The organism is Gemmobacter denitrificans, assembly GCF_036964905.1.
GTDB classification, from domain to species: domain Bacteria; phylum Pseudomonadota; class Alphaproteobacteria; order Rhodobacterales; family Rhodobacteraceae; genus Gemmobacter; species Gemmobacter denitrificans.
This window is the reverse complement of the sequence record NZ_JBALHR010000013.1, coordinates 1-19,178: the sequence shown is the minus strand read 5'-3', so window position 1 is coordinate 19,178 and position 19,178 is coordinate 1. Positions and strand designations below refer to the sequence as shown.

The window sequence follows — 19,178 nt, the reverse complement described above, 5'->3', positions numbered from 1 at the left end:
ACGGATGAAGAGACTTGCAAGCCACCTCGTGGCAATGACCCTGCTTGCCCAGCCAGTGCTGGCGCAGGATGACCTGACGGTGGGCTTCGCCATCGCCAAATCCGGCTGGATGGAAGCCTATGACACCCCGGCCGCCACCGCGGCCATGATTCGCATCGAAGAGATCAACGCGGCAGGCGGGCTGCTTGGCCGTCAGATCAAGGTGGTCGAAGCGGACACCCGCACCGATCGTGCCGAAAGCGCCAAGGCGGGGCTTGACGTGCTGGATCAGGGTGCCGAGATGATGGTCGTGTCCTGCGACTACGACTTCGGTGCCCCCGCCGCGCTGGTGGCCGAAGGCGAAGGGATGAACAGCTTCTTCCTCTGTGCCGAGGATGTGAAGGCGGGCATCCAGGGGGTCGGCCCGAACAGCTTCTCCTCGTCCGTCCTCGCCCCCGTGCAGGGTGCCACCATGGCCGAATGGGCACATGCCAAGCGCGAGGCGCGCACCGCCTACGTGCTGGAAGATACCTTCATCGAATACAACAAGGGCATCTGCACCGGCTTCAACTGGATGTTCCCGCAGCTTGACGGCGCGCAGATCGTCGGCAGCGATACGTTCAAGAACGACGATGCCTCGATCGCCAGCCAGATTACCCGCGTCAAGCAATTGCCCGAACAGCCTGATGTGATCATGCTCTGCTCGGTCATGCCCGGTGCGGCGGCGGCCGTGCGCCAGTTGCGCGCGGCGGGGATCAATTCGTTGATCCTGAACGGGTCGGCGGTCGATGGCTCCTATTGGCTTGCGGCGACGCCCGATCTTTCGGGCTTCGTGGTGCCGGTGCAGGGCTCTATCTACGGCGATGACCCCCGGCCCGAGGTGGAGGCCTTCAACAAGGCCTATGAAGCCAAGACCGGCAGCCGCCCCGCCAGCCAATATGCCTATCCGGGCTATGTGCTGATCGACCTTTGGGCCAAGGCCGTCGAACGGGCGGGCACGGTCGAAGGCGCTGCCGTCACGGCGGAACTGGAAAAGATGCGTGACGAACCCACCGCCTTTGGTCCGCGCAGCTTTACGCCCGAACTGCACCACCAGAACACGGCACTGATGCAGATCATCGAAATCACCGGCGGCAAGCCCGCGCGGGTGGATGAATGGCGCATCTCGCAGCCAGTTCCGATGGAAGTGCTGATGAAGAAGTGATGCCCCTCACGGGGCAAGGGTGGGGGCGTGGTCCGGCTGGGCCGCGCCCTTCGCTTCACAGGTAGGGCGGTGTGCAGGCCGAAACGACCACCGCCTCGCGGTCACCCACGTTTCGGAAGCGGTGGGGCTGGGTGGAGTCGAACAGGTAGCTGTCCCCCGCCTTAAGCACGGCGCATTGATCGCCCACCGTCACCTCGATCTCGCCTGCGATAACGACCCCGCCTTCGTGGGAGACATGTTCAAGCATCTGCGCGCCGGTATCGGCACCAGGTTCGTAGCGTTCGTAAAGGATTTGCAGGTTGTGCGCCTTGGCATCGCCCACCTGTTGCAGTGTCATTTTCCCGCGCGGATCGTCGAGCGTCGAATAAAGCCGCGTGGTCAGATCCCGCAACTCATGCGGTTTGAAGAATACGGACTGGCTGACAGCGGCGTCAGGTTCAAAGAATTCAGACATCGTGACGGAAAGACCGCCTAGAATCTTGCGCAATGATGCGACGGATGGGCTGGATCGGTTAGTTTCGATCATCGAAATCTGGCCGTGCGGCACACCAGATGCCTCGGCCAGTTGCCGTTGCGAAAGCCCTGCGGCCTGCCGCATCTGTTTCAGTCGTTCGCCTACATTGAAATCCTGCATGCCGACCATCCTGCCCTTTTGCCAACCATAGGGCTTGGTCGCGTGGCGCACAATCTTTTGTCGGTCGGTGCGCAGTATATCAAAACACGTTGCTCAGAATAATGCGCAATGCTACGCCGAGCCCAGCCAAAGTCCCAGGAGCACCGCCATGACCGAATCCGCCCGGCTTTCCGCCCGCAAATCCGCCGCCGTCGCCCGCGGCGTGGCCACCCGCGGCATCTATGCCGCCCGCGCCGAGAATGCCGAGCTTTGGGATGCCGAAGGGCGGCGCTTCATCGACTTCGCGGCCGGAATCGCGGTGAACAACACGGGGCACCGCCACCCGCGCGTGATGGCGGCGGTGGCGGAACAGGCGCAGGCCTTCACCCACACCTGTTTCCACGTCGCGCCTTATGAAGGCTACATCGCGCTGGCCGAACGTCTGAACGCAGCGACTCCGGGGGAGTTCGACAAAAAGACGATGCTTGTCACCACGGGGGCCGAGGCGGTGGAGAATGCCATCAAGATGGCCCGCGCCTATACCGGACGGTCGGGCGTGATCTCGTTCTCGGGCGCGTTCCACGGGCGCACGCTGCTGGGCATGGCGCTGACTGGCAAGGTCGCGCCCTACAAGAAGGGCTTCGGCGCCATGCCGCCCGAAATCGTCCATGCCCCTTTCCCGAATAACTTCCACGGCGTGACCGAAGCGGCGGCGCTGGAACAGTTGGAACGGCTGTTTGCATCCTCGGTCGATCCCGAACGGGTCGCGGCCATCATCATCGAACCCGTCCAGGGCGAGGGCGGGTTCAACATCGCGCCGACCGGTTTCCTGCGCGCCCTGCGCGAGATCTGTGACCGCCACGGCATCGTCCTGATCGCGGACGAGGTGCAGGCAGGCATGGCGCGCACGGGCAGGATGTTCGGTTTCGACCATTCCGGCGTGGCCCCGGATCTGGTGACGATGGCCAAGGGGCTTGCGGGTGGTTTCCCACTGTCCGCAGTCACTGGGCGGGCCGAGATCGTGGATGCGCCGAACCCCGGCGGGGTCGGTGGCACCTATGCGGGCAACCCCTTGGCGGTGGCCGCCGCCCATGCGGTGCTAGACGTGATCCGCGACGAAGACCTCTGCGCCCGCGCGACTGAGATCGGCGAGGTGATCCGCGCCCGACTGACCCAGATTGCGGCGCAGCAGGGGATGGAATGCATCGGCGATGTGCGCGGGCTTGGGGCGATGAACGCGCTTGAACTCGTCACCAGCCGGACGGGGAACGCGCCCGACGCCGCCCTGACCGCCGCCGTGGTGGCGGAAGCCGAGGCGCGGGGGCTGATCCTTTTGTCCTGCGGCACGCGCTACAACGTCATCCGCCTGCTGCCCCCGCTGACCATTCCGATGGACCAGTTGCAAGAGGCGCTGGATATCCTCGAAGCCTCGATCGAGGCGGCCGTGATGAAGAAAGCCGCCTGATACCGGCCTTTCCCGTTCAAGACACCGACACTTGCCCGTTGCGGGCAGGGGGCAACCCCGTGCTGGCCCAAGGATCGCCCACCATGACCAACGCGCATCTGAACCTGATCGACGGCATCTGGATGCCGGGGGATCATCTGACCGAAAACCGCAATCCGTCGGACCTGTCCGATCTGATTGGCCATTACGCCGCCGGAACCGCCGCGGACGTGGACCGCGCGGCGCAGGCGGCCACAGGGGCGCTGCCCGCATGGCTGGCCAAGGGGCCACTCGCGCGGGCCGAACTCCTCGACCGGATCGCCCGCCGCATCGACGCCGAGGCCGAGGTGATCGGGCGGATGCTTGCGCGGGAAGAGGGCAAGATCCTGCCCGAAGCCGTGGCCGAAGTGCGCCGCGCCGCCCAGATCTTCCGCTTCTTCGGCGGCGAGGCGCTGCGCATTGCGGGGGATGCCATCGCCTCGGTCCGGCCGGATGTGGACATCACCGTCACGCGCGAACCGCTTGGCGTCATAGGCCTGATCACGCCGTGGAACTTCCCGGCCGCCATTCCCGCATGGAAGGTGGCGCCTGCGCTTGCCTTTGGCAATGCGGTGATCCTGAAACCTGCCGATCTGGTGCCCGGCACCGCGCAAATGCTGGCGCGCATCATCCATGAAGAGGGCTGCCCCGCAGGCATCTTCAACCTTGTGATGGGGCCGGGTTCGGTCGTCGGTCATGCGCTTGTCCACCACCCACTTGTCACGGCGATTTCGTTCACCGGATCGGTCACCACGGGCCGCGCCATCGCCCGCAGCGCCGCTGAAGGGATGAAGAAGGTCCAGCTCGAAATGGGCGGCAAGAACCCGATGGTCGTGCTGGACGATGCCGATCTGGATATCGCGGTTCCGGCCTGCGTGAACGGGGCCTACTTTTCCACGGGGCAACGCTGCACCGCCTCGTCCCGGCTGATCGTGCAGTCGGGCATCCATGACGCCTTTGTCGCGCGCCTGACGGGGGCGATGCAGGACCTGCGCGTCGGCCACGCACTGGACGGTGACAGCCAGATCGGTCCCGTTGCTTCAGCCGCCCAGTTGCAGGGCAATCTGGATTACGTGGCTCTTGCCCGCGCCGAAGGCTGCGAGGTGATCGGCGGCGACACGTTCGACGGCCCAACTGAAGGCTTCTTCCAGCGCCCCGCCCTGTTCCTGAACGCTCGCAATGACATGCGCGTGTCGCGCGAGGAAATCTTCGGCCCCTGCGCCGCCGTCATCCGCGTGGACAGCTTCGACGAAGCCCTTGCCGTGGCGAATGACACCGATTTCGGCCTGTCCGCCGGTATCTGCACCGCCTCGCTGAAGCACGCCCGCGCCTTCCGGCAGGGGGCAAAGGCGGGGATGGTCATGGTCAACCTGCCCACGGCGGGGGTCGATTTCCATGTGCCGTTCGGTGGTACCAAGGGCAGTTCGCACGGTCCGCGCGAACAGGGCCGGTATGCGGCCGAGTTCTTCACCACCATCAAGACCAGCTACAGCTTCGCGGGTTAGGCCATGCAGAAATCCCTGATCCTGACCATCAACCCCGGCACCACCACCACGCGCATTGGCCTGTTCCTGCCAGAAGGGGCGGAGGTGCGGGCTGTACTCGATGAAACCATCGACCATGACGAAACGGTCATGGCGGATTTCGACGGGATCGCCGCGCAACTGCCCTTCCGGGCGCAGGCGGTGCAGGACTTCCTCGACGCCATTCCAGGCGGGGTGCGGCTGGCTGCCGTGGCGGGGCGGGGCGGGATGCTGTCGCCCGTGCCGGCGGGGGTGATCGTTGTTGATGACGGGCTGGTGGATTTCGCGCTGCACCGCCCCGTGCATCACCATGCCTCGAACCTCGGCGCGCCGCTTGCGCAGCGGATCGCGGCGGCGGCGGGCTGTCCGGCCTTTGTCGTCGATCCCGTCTCGGTCGACGAACTGCCCCCCGTGGCGCGCGTGTCGGGCTGCCCGGACATCCAGCGCTTTTCCTTTGTCCATGCGCTGAACATCCGGGCCTGCGGGCGGCGGCTTGCCACCCGACTGGGCAAGCCTTTCGCGGAACTGGATGCCGTGGTCGCGCATATGGGGGCGGGCATCTCGGTCGCCGCCCTGCGCAAGGGCCGGATCGTGGACAGCACGAACCGGATGGAGAATTCCCCCTTTTCGCCTGAACGGGCGGGGGGGCTGCCGCCCATGGCCCTGATCGACCTGTGCTATTCCGGGCGCTTCACCAAGGATGCGTTGAAGCGGCGGCTTTACGGGCAGGGTGGGGTTCACGCATATCTTGGCACCAAGGACATGCGCCGCGTCGAGGCCATGATCAAGGCTGGCGATGCCAAGGCGCAACTGGTCTGGGAGGCGATGGTCTACCAGATCGGCAAGGCCATTGGCAGCATGGCCGCTGTTCTGGACTTCCGCCCCGACGGGATCGTCCTCACAGGGGGCATGGCCCACTCCCGGCGCTTGACCAGCGTCCTGACCGACCGGATCGGCGCCTTTGCCCCCGTCACCTGCTATCCCGGCAGTCACGAAAGCGAAGCGCTCGGCGCCGGTGCCGCACGCGTTCTGGCAGGCGTGGAAAAGGCTCGCACATGGCCCGTCTCCCCCGAGGTGGAGCCGATGCCATGGTGATCCGCACCTTCGCCCACTTGGATGCCGCCATGGCGGTGCGCCCGCCGCTGCGCCCTGCCGTCGCCGGAGCCGACGATGCGGCCACCCTGACCGCGCTGGCCGATGCGCTTGGGACAGGGCGCATTTCGGGCGCGGTTCTGGTCGGGGACGCCGAAGCGATCACGCGCCTTCTGCCGCAGTCGCTAGATGGCAAGGTCGTCATCCTCCCCGCGCGGGATGCGACGGAGGCCGCCGCCCTTGCCGTCGCCGCGATCCGCGCGGGCGAGGCGGATGTGCTGGTCAAGGGCAGTGTGGACAGCGCTGCCTATCTGCGCGCCGTGGTGGCGCGCGAGGCGGGCCTGCGCGCCTCTGACGTGCTGTCGAACGTCACGCTTGCCGAAATGCCTTCGCTCCCGCGCCTGATCGGGGCAACGGATAACGGCATCGTCGTGCTGCCGACGCTGGAGCAGAAACGCGCCATCCTGCGCAATGCGGTGCCGCTTTTCGCGGGTCTGGGCGTGTCTCCCCTGCGGGTGGCGGCCATTGCGGCATCCGAAAAGGTCCATCCGTCGCAACCTGCCACTACCGATGCGGCAGCCCTGCGCGACGAATGGGCCATGGGCAGCGGGTCGGTTCTGGTCGATGGCCCCTTCGGCTACGACGTGGCACTCTCGTCTGCGGCTGCGGCGAAGAAGGGCTTTGCCGCGTCGCTCGTCGCGGGGCAGGCCGACCTGATCCTGTTTCCGTCCATCGAGGCGGGCAATGCAACGGTCAAGGCGTGGAAACTGCACGGGCAGGCCCGCACCGCCAGCATCGTCATGGGCGCGCGGGTGCCGGTGCTGCTCAACTCGCGGGCCGATGGTCCAGAACAGCGGCGGTTTGGTCTTTTGCTGGCGGCTGCCGTGCTGGCAGGACAGGGGGGCAAGCCATGACCGTGCAAAGCGTCGGCGTCGTTGGCGCAGGGCAGATGGGCAACGGCATCGCCCATGTCTTCGCATTGGCAGGCTATGACGTGCTGCTGAACGACATCAGCCAGGCCAGCATCGACAAGGCGCTGGCCACCATAGACCGCAACATCGAACGGCAGGTCAGCCGCGGCAAGGTCACTGCTGACGAGAAAGCCGCCGCCCTGTCGCGCATCCGCACCACGCTGAAACTCGCCGACCTCGGCGCGACCGACCTGATCATCGAAGCCGCGACCGAACGCGAAACCGTCAAGCAGGCGATCTTCGAAGACCTGCTGCCCCACCTGAAGCCCACGACGATCCTGACGTCGAACACCTCGTCGATCTCGATCACGCGGCTTGCAAGCCGCACGGACCGGCCCGAGAAGTTCATGGGCTTCCACTTCATGAACCCCGTTCCGGTGATGCAGCTTGTCGAACTGATCCGCGGCATCGCCACCGATCAGGACACATGGGACAGCCTGCACTTGGTGGTGAAGAAACTGGGCAAGACCGCGGCAAGCGCCGAGGATTTCCCCGCCTTCATCGTGAACCGCATCCTGATGCCTATGATCAATGAGGCGGTCTATACGCTTTACGAAGGCGTGGGCAACGTGAAGTCGATCGATGAGGCGCTGAAACTGGGTGCGAACCATCCGATGGGTCCCTTGGAACTTGCCGATTTCATCGGGCTGGACACCTGCCTTGCCATCATGAACGTGCTGCATGACGGGTTGGCCGACACGAAATACCGCCCCTGTCCGCTGCTGACGAAATATGTCGAGGCAGGCTGGCTCGGCCGCAAGACGCAGCGGGGGTTCTATGACTACCGCGGCGAAATCCCCCTTCCCACCAGATGAACGGAGAAGCGCGATGAAGGTGCTCGTGCCTGTCAAACGTGTGATCGACTACAACGTGAAGGTCCGTGTGAAAGCGGATGGCAGCGGGGTCGATCTGGCGAATGTGAAGATGTCGATGAACCCCTTCGACGAGATCGCCGTGGAAGAGGCGATCCGTCTGAAGGAAAAGGGCGTGGCGACCGAGGTCGTGGTCGTCTCGATCGGCGTGAAGCAGGCGCAGGAGACGCTGCGGACCGCACTCGCCATGGGTGCGGACCGCGCGATCCTGATCGAAGCGGCGGCAGATGTGCATACCGACATCGAACCGCTGGCCGTGGCGAAGCTGCTGGCGGGCGTGGTCAAGGAAGAAGGCCCCGGTCTGGTGCTCTGCGGCAAGCAGGCCATCGACAACGACATGAACGCGACGGGCCAGATGCTGTCGGCGCTCTTGGGCTGGTCGCAGGCCACCTTCGCATCCGAAGTGGCGATCGAGGGCGACACGGCAAAAGTCACCCGTGAGGTGGACGGCGGGCTTCAGACCATCTCGGTCAAGATGCCCACGATCATCAGCGTGGACCTGCGCCTGAACGAGCCGCGCTATGCAAGCTTGCCCAACATCATGAAGGCCAAGACCAAACCGCTCGCCACCAAGACCCCCGCCAATTACGGCGTGGACGTCACGCCGCGCCTGTCGGTCGTCAAGACCGTGGAACCGGCAGGCCGCAAGGCGGGCGTGAAGGTCGGCTCGGTGGACGAGCTGATCGCGAAACTGAAAGACGAAGCGGGGGTGATCTGACATGGCCGTTCTTCTGCTTTCCGATGTGAATGACGGACAACTGGCGACCGATGCGGTGGCCAAGGCGCTGTCTGCCGTGAAGGGCTTGGGCGATGTCCACATCCTCGTCGCAGGCACCTCCGCCGCAGCCGCTGCAGAAGCCGCCAAACTCGACGGCGCGTCCAAGGTGCTGCACGCCGATGACGCGGCCTTCGACCACGGCATGGCCGAACCCACCGCCGCGCTGATCGTGTCTCTGGCTGGCAACTATAGCCACATCGCTGCTGCCGCGACCGCCTTCTCCAAGAACGTCCTGCCCCGCGCTGCGGCGCTGCTCGACGTCATGGTGATCTCGGACGTGACCGCCGTCCTGGACGCCGACACCTTCGAACGCCCGATCTACGCGGGCAACGCGATCCAGACGGTGAAGTCGTCGGATGCGAAGAAGGTCCTGACCATCCGCACCGCCTCCTTCAACGCCGTCGCGAACTCCGGTTCCGCCGCCGTCGAAAAGGTGGCCGCCGCCGCTGACTCCTCGCTCTCGAAATGGGTCGAGGACAAGGTCGCCGCCTCCGACCGCCCCGAACTTACCTCCGCAGGCATCGTCGTCTCTGGTGGCCGGGGCGTGGGCAGCCAAGCCGACTTCGCCCTGATCGAGAAGCTCGCGGACAAGCTCGGCGCAGCCGTCGGTGCGTCCCGCGCCGCTGTCGACTCGGGCTACGCCCCGAACGACTGGCAGGTCGGCCAGACCGGCAAGGTCGTGGCCCCCCAGCTTTACGTCGCCGTGGGCATCTCGGGTGCGATCCAGCACCTTGCGGGGATGAAGGACTCCAAGGTCATCGTCGCCATCAACAAGGACGAAGAAGCCCCGATCTTTCAGGTGGCCGATTACGGCCTCGTGGCCGATCTGTTCGACGCCCTACCCGCTTTGACCGACCGGCTTTGAATTTGGCGGCCCAACCCCTCCTCTAAGACGGATGAGGCCGCCAACAGGGTCCCCGCAACCTGCGGGGACCCGCCCTGACCCTGATGGAGCGCTGACATGCTTGCCGTGAACGAACCGAGTTTCCGAGAATCCGTTGACCTGATGTTCAACCGCGCGGTGCGTCTGATGGACCTTTCGCCGGGGCTTGAGAACAAGATCAGGGTCTGCAACTCCACCTACACCGTCCGCTTCGGCGTCCGTCTGCGCGGCAAGATCGAGACGTTCACCGGCTACCGCTCTGTCCATTCCGAACATATGGAACCCGTGAAGGGCGGCATCCGCTATGCGCTGTCGGTCAATCAGGACGAGGTGGAGGCGCTGGCCGCGCTGATGACCTACAAATGCGCGCTGGTCGAAACCCCCTTCGGCGGGTCGAAGGGGGGTCTTTGCATCGATCCCCGCGCGTGGGACGAACATGAGCTGGAACAGATCACCCGCCGCTTCGCCTATGAGCTGATCAAGCGCGACCTGATCCATCCCGCGCAGAACGTGCCCGCCCCCGACATGGGCACGGGCGAGCGCGAGATGGCCTGGATCGCCGACCAATACGCGCGGATGAACACCACCGACATCAACGCCAAGGCCTGCGTCACCGGCAAGCCGCCGCACGCGGGCGGGATACAGGGGCGGGTCGAGGCGACGGGGCGCGGCGTGCAATACGCGCTGCGCGAATTCTTCCGCCACCCCGAAGATGTGGCCCGCGCGCGGCTGTCGGGCGGGCTGGAAGGCAAGCGCATCATCGTGCAGGGTCTGGGCAATGTGGGATACCACGCGGCCAGGTTCCTGTCGGAAGAGGACGGGGCGAAGGTCATCGCGATCATCGAACGCGACGGGGCGCTGGTCAGCGCAGCGGGGCTGGAGGTGGAGGCGGTCAAGCAGCACCTCGCCGCGACGGGCGGCTTGCAGGGCTTTGCCGGGGCGACCTTCGTCGAACAGGGCGCTTCGGTGCTGGAGGAAGACTGCGACATCCTGATCCCCGCCGCGATGGAAGGCGTGATCAACTTGTCGAATGCCCACCGCATAAGGGCGCCCCTGATCCTCGAAGCGGCCAATGGCCCGATCACCTATGGCGCGGACGAAATCCTGAGCAAGAAGGGCTGCGTCATCATCCCCGACCTTTACGCCAATGCGGGTGGCGTGACGGTCAGCTACTTCGAATGGGTCAAGAATCTGTCGCATATCCGTTTCGGCCGCATGCAGCGCCGGGCCGAGGAAGCCCGTTCGCGCCTGCTGGTGGATGAGCTGGAGCGACTGTCGGCCGATCAGGGGCTGGGCTGGAGGCTGACCGCCGACTTCAAGGACCGCTTCCTCACCGGATCGGACGAACTGGCGCTGGTACGGTCAGGCTTGGACGACACGATGCGGACTGCCTATCAGTCGATCCGCGAGGTCTGGCACGCCCGCCCCGAAGTCCCCGACCTTCGCGTGGCTGCCTACATGACCGCGATCGACCGCGTCGCAAAGACCTACCGCAGCAAGGGGCTATGAAGATATCGATCTGTGTCCCGTTTACGGATCAGAAGCTTGCCTATCGACGCCGTGGCATTGAAGCGTCCGCTTTCCGCCGAGGCTGTGTAAAAACCCAGATTTATGCTATGCTTACGCATGGTTGGGGGGCTTTGCGTGGCAGGTTTCATCGAGGGTGTCCGCCGAGATCAAACGACGCTTTTCCCGAAGCGGTTGGACGACTGGATCGGGGAAGATCACCTTGTGCGCGTGGTTGATCTGTTTGTTGACCAGCTTGATCTGGCCGCGCTCGGTCTCCAACGCCATGCCGCGGCCCGCACTGGGCGTCCAGGGTATCATTCGGCGGTGCTGCTCAAGCTTTTCATCTACGGCTATCTGAACCGGATCCCCTCCAGCCGCCGCCTGGAATGCGAAGCAGGTCGCAATGTCGAGTTGATGTGGCTGACCGGTCGACTGGTTCCTGATCACAAGACCATTGCGGATTTCCGGTGCCAGAATGGCCCGGCGATCCGTAAAGCATGTGCGAAGTTCGTCGATCTCTGCCGCCGCATCGGTGTTCTGAAGGGCGAGGTCGTCGCTGTTGACGGGAGCAAGTTCAAGGCGGTGAACAATGAGGCCCCGAACGCCACTGGTTCGAGAGAGGGGCCGAATGACCGGAACTTCACCAAGGGCAAGATCGCCAGTCGCCTCGCCCGTCTAGTCCTCGAGCCCCGAGGCATCGGCCACGGCTTCCCAAGCGGGGAGGATGCCTTCGGAGAGGTGGACGAGGCCGTCGATCACCACCTCGGCCCCCGGCGCATATTCGCGGATCGCCTGATCTAGCGGGCGCGAGGCTGTGCCGCGGCGCTGGAAGCTTTTCCCCGGCTGGTCAGCATTTGGCAGCCGGTCGCGGAGGTTCTGGAAAGTGACGACATCGGTCGGAAAGCCGTAGGCGGGGGTGAAGCCGCGGCGGGCGAGTTCGCCCAACAGGAATTCACCGGCCAGGCGGCGGGCGCGGAACTCCATTGCGGTGCGGATGTCCTTGTCGGCTGCGGTGGCGGCGGCATCGAGGAGCAGGCGGTGTTCGTTCCGCCAACGGCGGACGAAGTCTTCGAATGCGGCCTGCGTGCGGGCGACGAGGACCGGGGGGCATCGGCCGCAAGGACCGTTCCGGCGACGAGATCGCGCAGGGGCTGGGTCTGGGCGGTGGCCCAGGGGCCTTCGAGGGCGGCGAGGAAGGCATCGGCCCTCGCATCGGGGAGGAGCGGTTCGGCGGGCAGTGCGGTAGGTGCCTGCCTGGGCCAGGGCGATGTCGGGCAGGCCGCCCTCGGCGAGTAGGGAGTAGAGAAACTCCCGATGGCCGACTTGACCGCGCCGGAGGCTGCGGCCCCAGGCACGCAACCCGTCTTCGGTGATCCTCTGGACAAAGGCGTAGTCCGGCCGCGGCTGAGCAAGGCCGGCGAATACGAAATCCCAGGTCAGGTATCCGCCGGGATGGGCGGTGCGCAGGTATTCGGCAGCCCAAAGGACGAAAGCCTGCGCCGTGGAGGCGAGCGGCTCTTCGGTGCCGATGCGCAGGCGCAGTAGTCGCCCGAGGGCGGCCAGTTCCTTATCGTCAATCGTGTAGGCATGCAGCGGGCGCACGTCCGGCCGATCAAGCCCGTTGCGCAGAAGAATGTCTGCCAGACGTTGCATGGGGACGCGGCACCACCTGTGACCAACCTGGCGACATGGTTCCAAGGAAATGGCCGGATGTCTATGGGGCAAAGCGTGGATTTTCCCGGTAAGTTCCTTTTTTTGCAAACACTTGATCGATAATCATCCGGTTGACGCCGCGGTTGATCAGGCGGCCTCGGCCTGACCGGTGCGCACTGGCGCCCAGTTCTATGGCAAGAGCTCGTCGAGGGGGGGCGCCATTGGGCTCGAACCATGAATGGATGGCAGACACGAGAAAAGGGATTCGGTGACCCACCTTGGCAAATTGGTGCCGTCGGCGTGAGGCACATAATCAGAGCCCTGTCGTGGCATAATCCCTCTGACGCCGAAAGTGCTTAGCGGAAAACTTTTTCGCAAATCATGCAGCATTCCTTGAGGTTTTGAGGCCGCAAGCCCTTGAAATCGCGAAACAGTGTCTTGATCCTGCCCCCGCAACCAAAATCATCTTGAATTATCAACGACATGCGCCCCGCCAAACAGCGGGGCTTTTTGCTGCGCTACGCGCGGGTCAACAATAGGTCAACAAACGGACGGATTCCGCGTGCAAGATCAGCGGGATAGTAGCCCGGCAGGATCAACAATGCGCCGAAACCGCACCGGAGCGCGTTCAATCGGATAGGGCAGTCTGCGACGCCGCTTCCAGACACCAAATAATGGCCAAGACGACATCATCAAGAAGCAAGCCCACGGGTCCGCTTGGTTTAAGCGTCCCACTAGGCTTTCGATTAAGTGCTGCCATCATCTAACAAGAGTTGCGGCGCTGATGGTATCTTTGCTTGAGGCGGCGTTATCGCAGCTTGCACCTCAACCTCAGCGAGGTCGCTAGGATTGATGTTCCGCTTTCTGGAGTCCCTCGGCCAACCCTCTTTGGGACCGAGAGCCTGTTCCACCATGCCAACCAATTCACGCTCGTTGTAAGGTCGCCCGTTCTTTTTGAACAATAACTTTCTGCCTATTGTGATGTCCCTCTTAAGTTCATTGAGAATGTCCGGGTACTCTCTTTCGAACTGTAGGAAGTCAATCCGGCCTGTGTGGACCTCCTGCGAATGCGTGATTGACGTGGGGACGAACATGAACCTAGATGCTGCCGTCGGTCCCGTCCCAGGCTCCTTGGTAAGAAGAAGGCCAACAAAGCTACCATCGGCACGCTTTCCATCGCTTCGATCGATAATTAGGACCTTTGCTGCGACTCCGTTATCTGAAGTGCCCCAGAATACAATTTGTGAACCAAATGCTATACAAACACCCCACGTTTCCCTGTTATTTGTGCCCTGCAGATAGAAGTTACCAAACTGTGGAAATGGAGATTCGTGATCTGGTCTTCTAATGGCAGTGAAAGATTTCTGAACATAGCCACGTTCCGAGCTCAATCTATATGTTAAGTAATGGGTAAAAGTTCCAGCTTCTGACGGGAACAGAAAGTTCTCCGCTTGCTCACCGCTGTCGTCATCTATCTTCAGGAGTGCAATGAACAGCCGAGCTAAACGGCGGAATTGCCCCGATGACCGAATTTTAGCCCCGGAACGGGCCACAGACTCGTTCTTTTCGTTCGTTTCAACTTCTTCTTCCAGGGAGTAGGCGGCCTCAAAGTCCTGAATGAGAGCCGCCATCTTTCCTGCGGCACTACGTTCCTTCTCAGAACGCTCTGGGTTTCCCTTCTTGCGTAGGTACCTCCGGAAGCCAAGCAGGAGGCCTGTAAATTTATGCTCGCTTTGATCACCGCGTTTGCCGCGCAGCAGGCGGCGGTAGGTCGACTCAGACGCGATGAAACGGTCCTTTTCCTTTGAACTGTGCTGACCTTCGTCAATCGCGACCCGCACGATGCCTTCTAACTGAGCTGGCTTCAGGTTGAAGACCGGCATGAGGTCTTCAAGCGCATCTCTGATTCGTTCCCGGTTCGTAGGCGTCCAAAAGTGACCGTACTTGTCCAACCGCGTGCCCCCCATTTGAACGAGAAATGACGGTGATTTGACAGAGCGTCAAGCGCTCCGTCATCTTGCTTTCATTGTTCGTTCAGAAATCGGGCTTGAGCCATGTCTGAGTCATGCACAGACTTATCCACGGCGCGGTGGCGGCCAAATGATCGAAGGGCAACAGTCTGTTTCGATTTTGGGCGTGTTAGAGTTGGCCCAGGGCGGTGAGAGGCCCTGGGCCGTGCCAAGCGGTCCGTCATGAACATCACCTGGGACTGAACCCGGCGCGCCTGGCGGCTCTACCCTAACACCTATCAGAGGTGGAGCAAGCGCATGAAGTAGTCCCTCTACTAGAGGAACTAAAAAATGCTACACAACGTCGTTGCCAGCCGCGGTAGTGCCGCGAGCGACGAAGAACTGCGCATCTTGTATGCGATTTCGAAAGCGGGGACCGTCAAGTCGGCTACCGTCCGTTTGACCTCCGAAGAGATGGAGATCGGTTGGACGGTCGCGAAGAAGCTCCGGATGCTGGGCAAAATCGATGACGATCCGGCCGCGTTTCAAAAGCAGGCTGATCACATCGTGATGTCGCACCTGCCCGCTCTTTACATGGACTGCGTCGATCTCGCGCGAGCGGGTGTGCCGCAGATTTCCGTCGTGGGATTGCCGTCCGTCTGCCCTCTGACGATCACGCCTTCGGACGGGGTCGTCGTTGAGGATGCAGTGCGTGCTCAAGTGGGCTTCCTCGTCGCCCTGCTTGGCGCTGCGGGTGTCGTGGCAAAGGGCATCCGGCGATAGCCGCTGGCGGGCGGCGTGCCGTAAACGGATTCAAAGGCGAACGCGACTTGCGTCCGCGCGCCGGGCTGGCGTGCCATGGATCAGTCCTTACGGGGGTGGGGTCAGAGAAGCGGGTCGGTCGTGGCGTAGGCGAGGATCACCGGGATCACCGCCGCCTTCAGGCCCTCGTTGCCGTCGATCGCCAGCAGCACCGGTTCCGGCGCCTCGGGCGTGATATAGTCGCAAAGGCCGCCAAGCGTGCGGTCGGCGGCGAGCGCCGTGCCGATCGCCAGGCGGAGAGCGTCAAAGGCGGCATCCCGGGCGGCGGGTGTGCCATCCACGACCACTTCGATCTCGGCCCGGTGTTCGTAGTAGTATCCCGGCGGCGATAGCCACACCTCCGGCGGCCCCGGATCGCCATCGCGCAGGATCACCACCCCGGCGGCAGGCACCTTCTCGGGCAGGATCGCATTGCGCTGCACCTTGGCCCCTGGCGGCATCGCGCCAGACAATAGGCTATGTAGCGACGCGAGCAGGCGCTCGGCCGTGGATTGCGTGGGCAGGGGCGGCTTCCGATCGGTCTCTTGGGCCAGAGAGCCTTGCTCGTGGCCATTTCTGTCGCTTGGACAACTCAGCGCTTGGCGGCTAGGTTCGAACGAGATGGTTCAACTGCTTGTATGGGATAGCGAATGCACGTTTTCGATCTGCCTCCTGCCATTGCCGACTTGGTTGCCGCCCGAAACCGTGTCCGCGACTACTACAAGGACCTGCTCGCCCGCGGCGGCCACGAGGTCAGTCTCGAGTACACGCTGGACGGAAACCTTGTGGGCGATATCGGAGAGGCGCTGGCGGTCGAACTTTTCGGGATCAAGCTGGTGAGCAACAAGTCTCATCCAGGCATTGACGGTCGCAGCCCTTGCGGAAAGTCGGTGCAAGTCAAGGCCACCGGCCGCGGTTTGGGGCCAGCATTTCGCCCGGTGGAAACCCGGGCAGATCATCTTCTGTTCTTCGATCTCGATTTCGACCGCTGCAAGGGCACCGTTTTCTACAACGGGCCCGAGCATCCGGTGATCGCAACGTTGCCCGCATCGTGGGTCGGCCAGCGCCTCGTTTCCAGATCCAAGCTCATGACCCTGAACAAGACGGTCAGCGACGCGGACCGACTGCCGGTGATTGGCCTAGCCAAATAGTTAATGGCCGAACCCATCTGAAGACGGTCAAGTCATCCAGTTTCCGTTTCGCGGGCTGCGAAGATGTCTCTACCACCGGCTTCTTGAAGGATGGTGGCAGCGTGGAAAAGGACGCACCATCCAATCTCTGCAAGAATTCCTCGAAGCCCGTCGTAATACTCGACTGCTTCTTCTTCAGAGTAGTGGCCCATTGAGTCAGAGAAATCGACTCCTAAGCTCTCCAAGTCCCGAGCTAGTGCAAGCGCTGACGAAATCGTAATCTGATGTCCGAAGATGTGCGCAGCATCATTTCTTATCTCGTTGATCTTATCGAACGCATCCAGATCGGCCTGTGTCAGAATTCCGTTGGCCAACAGATACTCGGTCTTTTTCGGAAAACCCCACCTCAGGTAGCCATCATTAATCTGTAATGGGGCGAGCAGCTCAATAAGAATAGCTTCAAGCGCCAAGTGGGTTTTGAGAAGAACATCCAGGGCCTCATCTGCACCCTGCAACACGCCCTGCCAAACGATATCGTCCAGTTGAACTTCCCTGGCTGGACTTCTCGGAGTTTTCCCAGTCATTTTTGCCCAGTCATCAATAAGTATGTCGCCGACGCCCAAGAGTAGACAGTTTCATCCGGGGTTCAAGACGGATGCTGACGTTGACAAGCCTCACTGAGTGGCAAGCTTAGCGGACAAACCCTAGGGTCACTCCTTCCACGCCCCCAAGATCGCCCCCGGCAGCCGCGCCGTTGCTTCCCGCGCCAACTTATCAAGGTCCAGCTTCTTCGGCATCTTCACCTGCCGTAATAGGAGGAAGACCGGCACGGTCTGGGCCCCAGTCAAAACCCCATCCCGCCGCCGTCGGCCACCCTTTGCCGCTGCGAGCCCCCGGCTGTTCAGCCGCGCGTCATCGGCAACCAGCAGGCTTGGCCCGTTGCGGCGATAGACGAAGCGCAGGCGCATGCCGGTGCGCTGTTCCCAGCGCCAGGGCGTGATGCGCTGGCGGCCGAGGCCGGTGAGGCCTGCGGCGGGCAGGGGGATCGCCAGCCAGAGTCCGTCCTTGCCGCGTATCAAAACGCCTCCGTCGAAGGCGTGCAGGATGTCGGGCGCCTTGGTCCAGACGAGGCTAGCCGCGCGAAGGGATGTCCCCGACCGCGGGAAATTGGCCTGCCGGACAGAGTTGGCGAGGCGCGATCCCAGACCCGAAGCCCGAACCTGCCCGCGCCAGTCGTCGCGCAGGCCCCGCCCGGCGGAAAACACGCCGCGGGTAACGGCAGCCTCTGCTTCTTGCAGGATCTCGATGGCGATTGCTGCCAGATCACCGTCGATCGTGGTCCCAAACTTCATACCTCCCGAGCCTCGGCTTTCCAGACATGGCGCAGGGCATCGCGCATGGGTTCGCCCCTGACCTCGTAGATCACGCCGCCGATCTCGAACGTGTCGCCCGGGGCGAGGGCGCCCAGCGCAGCGCATTCGACATCGATCATCACGCTGTCGGTGACGAAGCGGCCTTCGCCGAAGCCCGTCACGGCATCCGGCCGCCGTAGTATGACGCGGACGGCGACCGGCACCCCAGCCCCGCCCGATCGCCAAAGCGCATCCTGCCCGAGGTTCGGATCGCGGAAGAGGGCGGCCGTGGCATTGGCGAAGGCCGACATCTTAGGTCGCGCCCCCGTTCAGGCGCACGATGCCGGTCGTATCGCCCGCACCGCCTGCGACGGCCTGCGTCGCGATGCCGATCCGCGTGTTGCCGGTCAGGACGTTGGTGGTCCGGCTGTTCGCTGCATCCCAGTAGATCGTCTGGCCGACCGTCCAGGCCTGCGAGGGCGCCTTCGGCAGCGAGAACACGCCCACCAGCCGGATCACGGCGGTCTCGCCGATTGCTGCGGCCCCTTCGGCCACGCCGAAGATGCTGCCGACCAGCACGCCCTGGCCGGAGGCGATCACGGCCGCCGCGGTAATGTTGATGGTTTCGCCATTGGCGATGAAGTTCTTCATCGAGGTTCTCCTTCAGAGGTGGGGTTCAGACGCCCGCGTTGCGGAAGAGGCCGCGCCAGTCGATGGCCTTGGCGGCGAAGTCGTGGCGGGCCTTGATCTCGATGCCGTCGACCTCGAAGCCCGACCGGGTCTCGGTGTAGACGCCTTGCTGGCCCTCGAGATAGGCGAACTCGATCGTGTCGATCCGCGAAGGGTCGGCCGCCAGGAACCACGGGTCGGGCCCGGCGGTGGGGATCAGGCGGGCTTCCTCGATCGGTTCCAGCCGGTTGGCGAAGGCATTGACCCCGGCGACGGCATTCGGGGTGGTGGCGGTGACGTTCTTCCGCGCCTCGACCGACCGGACGCCCGGCGGGGTGATGATGTAGCGCGGCAGAACGCTGATCTGCCGCCCCTCAAGGCCCCGCTGGTTGCCGAAGAGGCGATAGGCCTCGGCGAGGGTGGTTTCCGAGATGGTTCCTGCCGTGCCGAGGTTGGCGTGGGAGGCGTGGAAGAGCGGGTTGCCATCGGCCATGTTGGGGTTGGTCGAGAAGATCGAATAGACGAGGTCGCTTTCGAGATCAGCCGCGGCGGCGCCAAAGGAGGACGGGATGCGGGTAAAGGCATCGAGGTCGTCGTTGATCAGGGTCTGGCGGGTGATGCCGACGATCCGGCCATAGGTCATCTCCCGCACGGGCGCAGGCAGATCCACTTCGGACCCCTTCAAGGCGGTTTGCAAAAGCTTGATGTGAATGGGGC

The 19,178-nt window shown here is 63.4% G+C and carries 20 protein-coding genes and 2 pseudogenes; 12 read left to right on the top strand and 10 right to left on the bottom strand.

The window, feature by feature from the left end:
• Positions 1 to 4: 4 nt before the first annotated feature.
• The gene (locus tag V6590_RS16830; RefSeq protein WP_335424844.1) at positions 5 to 1,183 is read left to right on the top strand and encodes an ABC transporter substrate-binding protein; all 1,179 of its coding nucleotides are present in this window, start codon (positions 5 to 7) and stop codon (positions 1,181 to 1,183) included.
• A 55-nt stretch (positions 1,184 to 1,238) separates the two neighbouring features.
• On the opposite strand, the gene V6590_RS16825 is transcribed toward V6590_RS16830, so the two are convergent.
• Positions 1,239 to 1,817 carry a cupin domain-containing protein gene (locus tag V6590_RS16825; protein WP_335424843.1) on the bottom strand — a complete coding sequence of 193 codons (579 nt, stop codon included), beginning with the start codon at positions 1,815 to 1,817 and terminating at the stop codon, positions 1,239 to 1,241.
• A gap of 148 nt (positions 1,818 to 1,965) precedes the next feature.
• Between V6590_RS16825 and gabT the strand changes: the two genes are divergently transcribed.
• The 9 genes and pseudogenes from gabT to V6590_RS16780 form a co-directional block, all read left to right on the top strand.
• Complete coding sequence (gene gabT, locus V6590_RS16820; protein WP_335424842.1) at positions 1,966 to 3,261, top strand: 4-aminobutyrate--2-oxoglutarate transaminase; 1,296 nt, start codon at positions 1,966 to 1,968, stop codon at positions 3,259 to 3,261.
• 83 nt (positions 3,262 to 3,344) lie between these two features.
• On the top strand, positions 3,345 to 4,784 hold the full coding sequence (locus tag V6590_RS16815; RefSeq protein WP_335424841.1) for an aldehyde dehydrogenase family protein: 1,440 nt from the start codon (positions 3,345 to 3,347) through the stop codon (positions 4,782 to 4,784).
• A gap of 3 nt (positions 4,785 to 4,787) precedes the next feature.
• Positions 4,788 to 5,897 carry a butyrate kinase gene (buk, locus tag V6590_RS16810; protein WP_335424840.1) on the top strand — a complete coding sequence of 370 codons (1,110 nt, stop codon included), beginning with the start codon at positions 4,788 to 4,790 and terminating at the stop codon, positions 5,895 to 5,897.
• Complete coding sequence (locus tag V6590_RS16805; RefSeq protein WP_335424839.1) at positions 5,858 to 6,808, top strand: phosphate acyltransferase; 951 nt, start codon at positions 5,858 to 5,860, stop codon at positions 6,806 to 6,808. Before buk ends, V6590_RS16805 begins: the two co-directional genes overlap by 40 nt.
• On the top strand, positions 6,805 to 7,680 hold the full coding sequence (locus V6590_RS16800; RefSeq protein ID WP_335424838.1) for a 3-hydroxybutyryl-CoA dehydrogenase: 876 nt from the start codon (positions 6,805 to 6,807) through the stop codon (positions 7,678 to 7,680). Before V6590_RS16805 ends, V6590_RS16800 begins: the two co-directional genes overlap by 4 nt.
• Before the next feature lie 13 nt (positions 7,681 to 7,693).
• Positions 7,694 to 8,455 carry an electron transfer flavoprotein subunit beta/FixA family protein gene (locus V6590_RS16795; protein WP_335424837.1) on the top strand — a complete coding sequence of 254 codons (762 nt, stop codon included), beginning with the start codon at positions 7,694 to 7,696 and terminating at the stop codon, positions 8,453 to 8,455.
• Between the two features lies 1 nt (position 8,456).
• A complete protein-coding gene (locus V6590_RS16790; RefSeq protein WP_335424836.1) occupies positions 8,457 to 9,380 on the top strand; it encodes an electron transfer flavoprotein subunit alpha/FixB family protein in 924 nt (307 codons plus the stop codon).
• Between the two features lie 96 nt (positions 9,381 to 9,476).
• Positions 9,477 to 10,907 carry a Glu/Leu/Phe/Val family dehydrogenase gene (locus V6590_RS16785; RefSeq protein WP_335424835.1) on the top strand — a complete coding sequence of 477 codons (1,431 nt, stop codon included), beginning with the start codon at positions 9,477 to 9,479 and terminating at the stop codon, positions 10,905 to 10,907.
• A 135-nt stretch (positions 10,908 to 11,042) separates the two neighbouring features.
• Positions 11,043 to 11,585: pseudogene (locus tag V6590_RS16780) on the top strand (transposase); the annotation flags it as partial.
• On the opposite strand, the gene V6590_RS16775 reads toward V6590_RS16780, so the two are convergent.
• The gene (locus V6590_RS16775; protein WP_335424834.1) at positions 11,583 to 12,560 is read right to left on the bottom strand and encodes a hypothetical protein; all 978 of its coding nucleotides are present in this window, start codon (positions 12,558 to 12,560) and stop codon (positions 11,583 to 11,585) included. The pseudogene V6590_RS16780 and the gene V6590_RS16775 sit on opposite strands and share 3 nt — an antisense overlap.
• 746 nt (positions 12,561 to 13,306) lie before the next feature.
• On the bottom strand, positions 13,307 to 14,443 hold the full coding sequence (locus tag V6590_RS16770) for a hypothetical protein (RefSeq protein ID WP_335424833.1): 1,137 nt from the start codon (positions 14,441 to 14,443) through the stop codon (positions 13,307 to 13,309).
• Positions 14,444 to 14,860: 417 nt separating this feature from the next.
• Between V6590_RS16770 and V6590_RS16765 the strand changes: the two genes are divergently transcribed.
• Positions 14,861 to 15,292 carry a hypothetical protein gene (locus tag V6590_RS16765; RefSeq protein WP_335424832.1) on the top strand — a complete coding sequence of 144 codons (432 nt, stop codon included), beginning with the start codon at positions 14,861 to 14,863 and terminating at the stop codon, positions 15,290 to 15,292.
• On the opposite strand, the pseudogene V6590_RS20970 reads toward V6590_RS16765, so the two are convergent.
• A pseudogene (locus tag V6590_RS20970) lies at positions 15,265 to 15,369 on the bottom strand (phage tail tube protein); the annotation flags it as partial. The gene V6590_RS16765 and the pseudogene V6590_RS20970 overlap by 28 nt on opposite strands.
• Positions 15,370 to 15,393: 24 nt before the next feature.
• A complete protein-coding gene (locus tag V6590_RS16760) occupies positions 15,394 to 15,834 on the bottom strand; it encodes an acyl-CoA transferase (RefSeq protein WP_434063280.1) in 441 nt (146 codons plus the stop codon).
• A 126-nt stretch (positions 15,835 to 15,960) separates the two neighbouring features.
• Here V6590_RS16760 and V6590_RS16755 point away from each other — a divergent pair, with 126 nt between their 5' ends.
• Positions 15,961 to 16,461 (top strand): DUF6998 domain-containing protein, encoded by a 501-nt coding sequence (locus V6590_RS16755; RefSeq protein ID WP_335424830.1) that lies wholly within the window; start codon positions 15,961 to 15,963, stop codon positions 16,459 to 16,461.
• Between the two features lie 32 nt (positions 16,462 to 16,493).
• On the opposite strand, the gene V6590_RS16750 is transcribed toward V6590_RS16755, so the two are convergent.
• The 5 genes from V6590_RS16750 to V6590_RS16730 form a co-directional block, all read right to left on the bottom strand.
• The gene (locus V6590_RS16750) at positions 16,494 to 17,063 is read right to left on the bottom strand and encodes a hypothetical protein (protein WP_335424829.1); all 570 of its coding nucleotides are present in this window, start codon (positions 17,061 to 17,063) and stop codon (positions 16,494 to 16,496) included.
• 87 nt (positions 17,064 to 17,150) lie between these two features.
• A complete protein-coding gene (locus V6590_RS16745) occupies positions 17,151 to 17,792 on the bottom strand; it encodes a DUF6441 family protein (protein ID WP_335424828.1) in 642 nt (213 codons plus the stop codon).
• On the bottom strand, positions 17,789 to 18,103 hold the full coding sequence (locus V6590_RS16740; RefSeq protein WP_335424827.1) for a head-tail joining protein: 315 nt from the start codon (positions 18,101 to 18,103) through the stop codon (positions 17,789 to 17,791). The genes V6590_RS16745 and V6590_RS16740 overlap by 4 nt, the downstream gene beginning before the upstream one ends.
• Before the next feature lies 1 nt (position 18,104).
• A complete protein-coding gene (locus V6590_RS16735; RefSeq protein ID WP_023916751.1) occupies positions 18,105 to 18,443 on the bottom strand; it encodes a DUF2190 family protein in 339 nt (112 codons plus the stop codon).
• Between the two features lie 25 nt (positions 18,444 to 18,468).
• Positions 18,469 to 19,178: phage major capsid protein (locus V6590_RS16730; RefSeq protein ID WP_491546699.1), on the bottom strand; the 710-nt coding region annotated here is incomplete at its 5' end.

Coding starts and splice junctions, on each gene's coding strand:
- V6590_RS16800 (WP_335424838.1), top strand. CDS start 6,805: ATGACCGTGCAAAGCGTCGGCGTCGTTGGCGCAGGGCAGATGGGCAAC.
- V6590_RS16830 (WP_335424844.1), top strand. CDS start 5: ATGAAGAGACTTGCAAGCCACCTCGTGGCAATGACCCTGCTTGCCCAG.
- V6590_RS16735 (WP_023916751.1), bottom strand. CDS start 18,443: ATGAAGAACTTCATCGCCAATGGCGAAACCATCAACATTACCGCGGCG.
- gabT (WP_335424842.1), top strand. CDS start 1,966: ATGACCGAATCCGCCCGGCTTTCCGCCCGCAAATCCGCCGCCGTCGCC.
- V6590_RS16765 (WP_335424832.1), top strand. CDS start 14,861: ATGCTACACAACGTCGTTGCCAGCCGCGGTAGTGCCGCGAGCGACGAA.
- V6590_RS16815 (WP_335424841.1), top strand. CDS start 3,345: ATGACCAACGCGCATCTGAACCTGATCGACGGCATCTGGATGCCGGGG.
- V6590_RS16785 (WP_335424835.1), top strand. CDS start 9,477: ATGCTTGCCGTGAACGAACCGAGTTTCCGAGAATCCGTTGACCTGATG.
- V6590_RS16740 (WP_335424827.1), bottom strand. CDS start 18,103: ATGTCGGCCTTCGCCAATGCCACGGCCGCCCTCTTCCGCGATCCGAAC.
- V6590_RS16775 (WP_335424834.1), bottom strand. CDS start 12,560: ATGCAACGTCTGGCAGACATTCTTCTGCGCAACGGGCTTGATCGGCCG.
- V6590_RS16745 (WP_335424828.1), bottom strand. CDS start 17,792: ATGAAGTTTGGGACCACGATCGACGGTGATCTGGCAGCAATCGCCATC.
- V6590_RS16795 (WP_335424837.1), top strand. CDS start 7,694: ATGAAGGTGCTCGTGCCTGTCAAACGTGTGATCGACTACAACGTGAAG.
- V6590_RS16755 (WP_335424830.1), top strand. CDS start 15,961: ATGCACGTTTTCGATCTGCCTCCTGCCATTGCCGACTTGGTTGCCGCC.
- V6590_RS16770 (WP_335424833.1), bottom strand. CDS start 14,443: ATGCCGGTCTTCAACCTGAAGCCAGCTCAGTTAGAAGGCATCGTGCGG.
- V6590_RS16825 (WP_335424843.1), bottom strand. CDS start 1,817: ATGCAGGATTTCAATGTAGGCGAACGACTGAAACAGATGCGGCAGGCC.
- V6590_RS16805 (WP_335424839.1), top strand. CDS start 5,858: ATGGCCCGTCTCCCCCGAGGTGGAGCCGATGCCATGGTGATCCGCACC.
- buk (WP_335424840.1), top strand. CDS start 4,788: ATGCAGAAATCCCTGATCCTGACCATCAACCCCGGCACCACCACCACG.
- V6590_RS16790 (WP_335424836.1), top strand. CDS start 8,457: ATGGCCGTTCTTCTGCTTTCCGATGTGAATGACGGACAACTGGCGACC.